The sequence below is a fragment of the Pinirhizobacter sp. genome, from assembly GCF_035317885.1.
GTDB lineage: Bacteria > Pseudomonadota > Gammaproteobacteria > Xanthomonadales > Rhodanobacteraceae > Pinirhizobacter.
On record NZ_DATHFX010000458.1, the window covers coordinates 1 to 7,960 of the forward strand.

Here is a 7,960-nt window from a genome sequence, read left to right on the forward strand (position 1 = left end):
GCCGAAGTCCCCTTCGCGCGAGGCCTTCAGGAACGCCTCGACGATGGTGCGGCGCATCTGGCTGGTGCCCGCGCGAGGTGTCCCCAGGCCCTGCACGCGGCGACGCCCGCGACTGGCCAGTTGCCTTGCGGCGTCCGTGGAACGACCCACGATCACCGCGATGTCCTCGAAGGCCACGCCGAACATGTCGTGCAGCACGTAGGCAAGCCGTTCGGACGGCGCCAGCGTGTCCAGCACCACCAGCATCGCCGGGCCGATGGCATCGGCCAGCATCGCCTGGTGTTCCGGGTCCACGCCGCGGTCGTGGTCGGACAGGTGGGCATCGTCGCTTTCATCGAGCGCGTCTTCGGCCCGCGCGCGCCGCGCCCGCAGGGTATCCAGGCAGATGCGGCTGACGACGGTGGTAAGCCACGCACGGAGGTTGTCCACCGATTCACCTTGCCGTCCCAGCCGGAACCAGGCCTCCTGCACGGCGTCCTCGGCTTCGCTGGCCGACCCCAGCATGCGGTAGGCCACGGCATTGAGGTGGCTGCGCTGGGCATCGAAGGCCCGGGCCAGGCTGTCGTTATTGTTCATCGGTCACGTTTTCCTTCGTCGCATCGTCTATCTGTCAGACGTACCCCACAACACACATGTGACGAGGAAATACCATGAAAGCACGCATGACGAATCCGGCGCTGGTCATCCCCGAGGCCCGCGAGGCGCTGATGGCGCTGAAGAAGACGACCGAAGGGCAGGGCGTGCCGGAGGCCACGCTGGATCTGGTGGAACTGCGTGCCAGCCAGCTCAATGGTTGCAGTGCCTGCGTGGACATGCACTGGCGGATGGCCCGCAAGAAGGGCGAATCGGACGAGCGCCTGTTCTCGGTAGCCGCCTGGCGCGAAGCGCCTTTCTTCTCCGACAGCGAGCGCGCCGCCCTGTCGCTTGCCGAATCGATGACCCGCCTGGCCGACCAGGCCGACGCCGTCCCCGATCACGTCTGGGACGACGTCGCGGCACACTACGACGAAAAGGCCCGCGCCGCGTTGATCGTGGCCATCGCCAACATCAACGTGTGGAACCGGCTGAACGTGGCGGTACGCCAGCCGGTGATGTCCTGGGGTTAGTCGCGCGCCCCGTCCTTGGCGAAGGCACCCGGGGCCGAACCGAAGTCACCCTTCGCCTGGGCCGCCATGTAAGCGAACGTGGCGTACACCGCCACGTTCTGCGCCAGTTCCTTCGGATCGATCTTGTCCAGGGTGTCGTTGGCGTTGTGGTGGAAGTCGAAGTAGGTCGTGCCGTCCTGGGTGAGCGTCAGCGCGGCCATGCCCTTGCGGTGCATCTGCGAGAGGTCCGAACCACCGCCGCCGGGCTTGTCCGCGTCGTAGGCCACGCCGATCGGCTCGAGCACCTTGGCGATCTGCTCGATGGCAGCACGAGCCTCGGGCTTCACGCTGGCGGTCATGCGCCACACCGGGCCTGAGCCGAAATCCGATTCGGTACCCAGCTGGAACTTCGCCACTTCACCGGCGTGCTTGTCGGCATAAGCGCGGCCGCCCCACAAGCCCATTTCCTCGTTGGCGAAGGCGATCACGCGGATGGTGCGGTCCGGGCGCTGGGGCATGTCGTGGATCAGTTTGGCGGCGGCCATGGCAATGGCCACGCCCGCGCCGTCGTCGATCGCGCCGGTGCCCAGGTCCCACGAATCCAGATGGCCGCCGATGGCCACGACTTCGTTGGGGTGCTTCTTGCCGGTGATCTCGCCGATCACATTGGCGCCGGTGTAGGTGCCCTTGAAACCGACGTCGAGGTCGAGTTTCACCTGCAAGGGCTGGCCCATCGCCAGCAGGCGTTCGATCTGGTCGGCGTCGGGCAGCGACAGTGCAGCTGCAGGGATGGCCTTGGCCGGATCGGTGAAGCCAGTGACGCCCGTATGCGGCGTACGGCTATGGTCATCGGTGCCTGCCGAGCGCAGGAGGAATGCGGCAGCACCCTTGGACTGGGCGATCACCGGACCCTGCGTGCGCATGGGCGAACCGATGCCGTAATCGTGGCCATCCTTTTGCCGGGTCATCTTCGCGCCGACGTAGACGATCTTGCCCTTGATGCTGGCGGGATCCGCATCCTTCAGCGCCTGCAGCGTCGGGAACGCCACGACCTCGGCGGTGAGGCCACCGGAGGGCGTGCCGGCGGAGTACCCCAGGGCGGTAAGCGCAAGATTCTGTGCATGCTCACCGACGATGGCGCCGTGTTCGGAGTGACGCTCCCACAGCGGATAGGTCACCGGTTCCACATACACCTTGTCGAAGCCCAGTGCCTTGAACTTGGCCACGGCCCAGTCACGACCGCGCTGGTCGGCGGGGGAGCCGGCCAGGCGCGCGCCCACTTCCGTGGTGAGCGAGGTCACCACGTTATAGGCGGTGTCATCGGCCATGGCCTTGTCGCGCAGGCTGGTGGCCGCGGTGACCGCATCGGCGGGAATCGTGGTGGAACTGGCGGCGAAGGCGCCGCTGGCGAAGACCAGGCCCGCGGCCAGGGCGGTAAGGCGAAGTGGGCGGCGCATCGATATTCCCCGTCAGGTGAAACCTCGATTATGCCGCCATCGCGGCCTGGTCGCGGCCGTGACCTATGGCAGTTCCTGTTGCTTCTTGAGCAGGTCGCGGATCTCGGCAAGCAGCACCTGGTCGGCGGTGGGCGGCGCCACCGCTTCCTCGTGGCGCGTAAGCCGGTTGATCATCTTCACCACTGCGAAAATCGCCAGCGCAACGATCGCGAACTGGATCACCACGTTGATGAAGACACCGTACTGCACCGCTACCTCGGCGGTCTTGGTGGCGGCGTCCGCCGGACTCAGCACCCATTTGTAGCTGGAAAAATCGATACCGCCGATCAGGTAGCCGATCGGCGGCATGATGAGGTTTTCCACCAGCGAAGTGACGATCTTGCCGAACGCGGCACCGATCACCACGCCCACGGCGAGGTCAATCACGTTTCCGCGCAAGGCGAATTTCTTGAATTCGGCGGCGAAGCTCATCGATGTCTCCTCGGAGGGCTGATGGGATGGTGTCTAGCGCGAAGCCTAATGGCCAGCATGTGGTGATGGTGCAAATCGCCTCAAGTAATGCGGCCTTCCAGCGAGACGATATTACCCAACGTAGCTTCAAACCGGTCGCCACGCTGCAAGGCGGCGACACCTGAGGGCGTGCCGGTGTAGATGAGGTCGCCGGCCTTGAGCTCATACAGCTTCGACAGCGCCGCGATGATCTCGGGTACCGAATGCACCATTTCGCCCAGGGTCGCCGACTGGCGCTTCTGGCCGTTGACGAACAAGGCAATGGGCGTGTCGCCATTCACCCCGGCGCGATCGGCCGGCACCAGCATGGAAATCGGCGCGGAGTGGTCGAAGCCTTTCGCGGTGTCCCACGGCGCACCCTTGGCCTTGGCGGCGGCCTGCAGGTCGCGGCGGGTGAGGTCCAGGCCGATGGCATAGCCATAGACCAGGGCCTGGGCGTCGGCAGGGTCGATATCGCTGCCGCCGGCCTTGAGCGCCACCACCATCTCCACCTCGTGATGAAGGTCGGAGGTCGCCGATGGATAGGGTACGTCGGCACCATCGGTGACCAGGGCATCGGCGGGCTTGGTGAAGAACATCGGGCTGGCCTTGTCCACGGTGCCACCCATTTCCTTCGCATGCTCGGCGTAGTTGCGGCCAATGCAGAAGACCCGGCGCACCGGAAACCGCAGGGGCAGGCCGTCGATGGCAATGGAGGGGACGTCGGGAACGGGTAGTGCGTAGTTCATGAGGGAGGGACTTCAGCGGAGGGGACGATCCATCGTGCGCGGGGGTGCCTGTGCTGTCAAACCTGTCGTGACAGGTTCTTCATCCAGGGGAAATAGCTGTCTAGGCATAGATGTGCCAGGTCGTGTTTTTGCCCGTCCGGCCCCGTATCCTGCCGGGCGGAGCGTGTTCGAAGGGGCGTCCGCACAAATGACAGCTGTCATCGAAGGCGGTTGATCGGCCGCCATTACTTGGCATGTGGGGCATCAGCCAAGCTAGCAACATCGCCATACCCACGGCGCGATGCGTGGCACACCCACGCGGACCTACAGGGAAAGGGAAAGGGATGAGCAACGCGGAACTCCTGAAGCAACTGCGCATCGACCACGCCCAGCGCGAGTCGCACGGCGGCGGTAACGGTTTGAAGGTCGCCATCATCGTCGGCGTGGTCGTGCTGGTGCTGGCCATCGGCGCCGCTGTCGCCTGGTGGCTGCTGGGCAACAAGGCGGTGCCGGTGCAGACGGCCCAGGCCACGGCGCCGACGGCGCAGTCCGGTGCCGGTTCCGTGCTGCAGGCTACCGGTTACATCACCGCGCGCCGCCAGGCCACGGTATCGGCGCAGATCACCGGCACGCTCACCGAAGTGTTGATCGAGGAAGGCGATCGGGTGAAGAAGGGCCAGGTCCTGGCTCGTCTGGACGACAACGGTTACCGTGCCAGCCTCGAGGCTGCCAAGGCCAGCGCGTTGGCGAGCAGCGCACAGGCAGCGCAAGTATCGGCCCAACTCGAACAGGCGCGCCGCGATGTCATCCGCGCCGATGCGCTGGCCCAGCGTGGCCTGGTGTCGAAACAGTCCGCCGAGCAGCAGCGTGCAACCACCGATGCACTGGTGGCCCAGTTGCGTTCGGCCCATCGACAGACAGATTCAGCGCAGTCGCAGGTGAACGTGGCCCAGGTGAACTACGACTACACCGTGGTACGCGCACCCTTCGACGGCGTGATCACCGACAAGGCCGCGCAGGTAGGCGAAATCGTCTCGCCGCTTTCAGCCGGTGGCGGCTTTACCCGCACTGGCGTGGGCACCATCGTCGACATGGATTCGCTGGAAATCGACGTGGATGTCAACGAGGCCTATATCGGCCGCGTCAAGGCGGACATGGCTGCCGAGGCCATCCTGGACGCCTATCCCGACTGGAAAATTCCCGCCCACGTGATCGCCATCGTTCCCGCCGCCGACCGCGGCAAGGCCACGGTGAAGGTGCGCGTGGCACTGGAATTGAAGGACGAACGCATCGTCCCGGACATGGGTGTGCGCGTGTCCTTCCTGGATGCGCGGCCCGTGAAGGCCGCGGCGCCCCCCAAGGGCGTGCTGGTGCCGGCCAAGGCGATCGTGCAGCGCGATGGCCACGACGTGGTGTTCGTGGTGGCCGACAACCGCGCGCGTCAGCATGCGGTGACGCCCGCCACGCAAAGTTATGGCGAGCTTCGCCTCGTGCCGTCCGCCGTGAACGCCGGCGACACCGTGGTCGTGTCGCCGGCAGACGATCTTCGCGACGGCGCCGCGGTGGAGCCTGCGAAAACGCCCTGAACCGAAGATTTCCACTCAATCAACGCATTACCTTGCCGGCACGCCGCCGGCGCACCGATCGGGAGAGGACCATGGGTACGCTTATCGACATCCGCGACGTCAGCAAGGTGTATGAGCGCGGCAAGCAGAAGGTGGAAGTACTGCATGGCGTCAACCTTGCCATCGAGCAGGGCGATTTCCTCGCATTGATGGGTCCGTCAGGTTCGGGCAAGACCACCTTGCTGAACCTCATCGGCGGCCTGGACTCACCCACCGGCGGCAACATCACCGTGGGCGGCCAGCGCATCGACCAGCTCGGTGGCGGCCAGCTGGCGCGCTGGCGTGCGCAGCACGTGGGTTTCGTGTTCCAGTTCTACAACCTGATGCCGATGCTTTCGGCGCAGCGCAACGTGGAACTGCCGTTGCTGCTGACCAAGCTTTCGGCCTCGCAGCGCAAGCAGAACGCCGCCGTCGCGCTGAAGCTGGTGGGACTGGACGATCGTTCATCGCACAAGCCTGGCGAGCTTTCCGGCGGCCAGCAGCAGCGCGTGGCCATCGCCCGGGCGATCGTTTCCGATCCCACCTTGCTGGTATGCGACGAGCCTACCGGCGACCTGGACCGCCAATCGGCCGAGGAAGTGCTTGGCCTGCTGCGCGAACTCAACCGCGAGCACGGCAAGACCATCGTGATGGTCACCCACGATCCCAAGGCCGCCGAGGCTGCCAATCATGTCCTGCACCTGGACAAGGGCACCCTGGTCGAACAGGCAACCGCCTAAAAGGAGTCGGCCATGAAATACCTGCACCTGATATGGGCGGCGTTGTTCCGGCGCAAGACCCGGACCATCCTTACCCTCGTTTCCATCATCACCGCGTTCTTGTTGTTCGGCATGCTCGATGCCGTGCGCACCTCGTTCAACCAGGCCGGGCAAAGCGCCAACGGTGCGCAGCGCCTGCAGACCGGCTCGAAGCTTTCTTTCATCCAGACCTTGCCCTCGGCGCTTGGAGCGCAGATCGCCCAGGTGCCCGGCGTGAAGATGGTGACCTATGCCAACTGGTTCGGCGGTGCCTACCAGGACCCGCACAACCAGGTCTTCAGCTTCGCGGTGGACAACAATTACGTCGACCTGTATCCCGAGATGGACGTGAGCGCGGCCGAGCGCAAGGCCTTCGATGACACCCGTACGGGCATCCTTGTGGGCGAGAAACTGGCCAAGCGTTTCGGCTGGAAGCTAGGCGACAAGATCCCGATGCAGTCGACCATCTTCCCCAACAGGCAGGGCGACAAGAACTGGAGTTTCGACATCGTCGGCATCATCCATTCGAAAGACAAGAAAGCCGGCGGCTTCTACGACCAGCTGATGCTGCTGCACTGGAAGTACTTCGACGAGACCACGCCTTACAACCAGGGTTCCGTCGGCTGGTATGTCACCCGCGTGACCGACGTCAACCAGGCTGATCGCGTTGCCAAGGCAATCGATGCGATCTCGGCCAATTCCGATCACGAAACCCGCACGCAGACCGAACAGGCCGCCACCGCCAGCTGGATGAAGCAGCTGGCCGACATCGGCCTGATCGTGGGCTCGATCATGGGCGCGGTGTTCTTCACCCTGTTGCTCTTGTCGGGCAACACCATGATGCAGGCGGTGCGCGAGCGCACCAGCGAACTGGCGGTGCTCAAGACGATCGGTTTCTCCAGCGGCAGCGTGCTGGGCATGGTGCTGGCCGAATCCATCCTGCTGGTGTTGCTTGGCGGGGTGATTGGCCTGGGCCTGGCCACCGTCATGGTGCCGGCGGTTGCGGCGGGCAGCGGCGGCATGCTGAACCTCCCCGGGGTAGGTGCGAACAGCTGGGTGCTGGGCCTGGTGCTGATGGTGGCGATCGGCCTGCTGGTCGGCCTGCTACCCGCGCTGCGCGCCATGCGCCTGAACATCGTCGATGCATTGGCTGGTCGCTAGGGAGAACCACATGAAATTCCTGATCAATCTTGGTTTGCTGATCCTGTTGGCGGCGCTTATCGCCGGTTGGGTCCTCGTACCCTGGTGGGGAGCCGTGGCCCTGGCCGTGGTGGTGGCGGCGTGGATGCTCTTCACCCGCCGCGGCAAGCAGGCCGCTTCGGTGACTGCGGTGGGTGTGAGCACGCTGCGCCAGCGCTTGGGTTCGGCATCGGTCATCGTCATCGGCATCGCCGGAGTGGTGGGCGTGCTGGTGGCCCTGCTGGCCATGGCCGAAGGCTATAGCCAGACCCTGCGCAAAACAGGCAGCGCGGATACTGCCATCGTCATGCGCGGGTCCTCGGCCTCCGAAGTGATGTCCGTGCTCGACCACGACAGCGTCGTGCTGGTGCCGCAGGCAGAGGGGATCGCGCAGGACGCCAAGGGCAAGCCCCTGGCTTCACCCGAACTCGTCGTGGCGGCGAACCTTCCCATCAAGGGCGGCACCGCCGACGACGAAGGCAGCGTGCAATTGCGTGGCGTGGGCGAACAGGTCTGGGCCGTGCGCCCGGAAGTGAAGATCATCGAAGGGCGCAAATTCAACCCAGGCATGCGCGAACTGATCGTAGGCAAGGGCGCGGCGAAGCAGTTCGCCGGAATGGTCCCGGGCCACGAGATCCGCCTCGGTAACCAGGCCTGGAC

At 65.1% G+C, this 7,960-nt stretch carries 8 protein-coding genes and 1 pseudogene; 5 read left to right on the forward strand and 4 right to left on the reverse strand.

Annotation, left to right across the window (positions count from 1 at the left end):
* The coding region (locus VK519_RS15095) for a sigma-70 family RNA polymerase sigma factor (protein WP_324351095.1) at nt 1–576 on the reverse strand (576 nt) is incomplete at its 3' end.
* A gap of 74 nt (nt 577–650) precedes the next feature.
* Between VK519_RS15095 and VK519_RS15100 the strand changes: the two genes are divergently transcribed.
* Entirely contained in the window at nt 651–1,106 is a 456-nt protein-coding gene (locus VK519_RS15100; protein WP_324351096.1) for a carboxymuconolactone decarboxylase family protein, read from the forward strand.
* Here VK519_RS15100 and VK519_RS15105 read toward each other — a convergent pair.
* The 3 genes from VK519_RS15105 to VK519_RS15115 all read right to left on the reverse strand — a co-directional run bounded on the left by VK519_RS15105 (nt 1,103) and on the right by VK519_RS15115 (nt 3,780).
* The gene (locus VK519_RS15105; protein ID WP_324351097.1) at nt 1,103–2,542 is read right to left on the reverse strand and encodes a M20/M25/M40 family metallo-hydrolase; all 1,440 of its coding nucleotides are present in this window, start codon (nt 2,540–2,542) and stop codon (nt 1,103–1,105) included. The genes VK519_RS15100 and VK519_RS15105 overlap by 4 nt on opposite strands.
* Nucleotides 2,543–2,605: 63 nt before the next feature.
* On the reverse strand, nt 2,606–3,013 hold the full coding sequence (gene mscL, locus VK519_RS15110; RefSeq protein WP_324351099.1) for a large-conductance mechanosensitive channel protein MscL: 408 nt from the start codon (nt 3,011–3,013) through the stop codon (nt 2,606–2,608).
* A gap of 80 nt (nt 3,014–3,093) precedes the next feature.
* Entirely contained in the window at nt 3,094–3,780 is a 687-nt protein-coding gene (locus tag VK519_RS15115; RefSeq protein WP_324351100.1) for a fumarylacetoacetate hydrolase family protein, read from the reverse strand.
* Nucleotides 3,781–4,103: 323 nt separating this feature from the next.
* Here VK519_RS15115 and VK519_RS15120 point away from each other — a divergent pair, with 323 nt between their 5' ends.
* The 4 genes and pseudogenes from VK519_RS15120 to VK519_RS15135 form a co-directional block, all read left to right on the forward strand.
* Nucleotides 4,104–5,345, forward strand: coding sequence for an efflux RND transporter periplasmic adaptor subunit (locus tag VK519_RS15120; protein ID WP_324351101.1), 1,242 nt, complete (start codon nt 4,104–4,106; stop codon nt 5,343–5,345).
* A 71-nt stretch (nt 5,346–5,416) separates the two neighbouring features.
* Nucleotides 5,417–6,103 (forward strand): ABC transporter ATP-binding protein, encoded by a 687-nt coding sequence (locus VK519_RS15125; RefSeq protein ID WP_324351103.1) that lies wholly within the window; start codon nt 5,417–5,419, stop codon nt 6,101–6,103.
* Nucleotides 6,104–6,115: 12 nt separating this feature from the next.
* Nucleotides 6,116–7,282, forward strand: coding sequence for an ABC transporter permease (locus VK519_RS15130; protein ID WP_324351104.1), 1,167 nt, complete (start codon nt 6,116–6,118; stop codon nt 7,280–7,282).
* 10 nt (nt 7,283–7,292) lie between these two features.
* A pseudogene (locus VK519_RS15135) lies at nt 7,293–7,960 on the forward strand (ABC transporter permease); the annotation flags it as partial.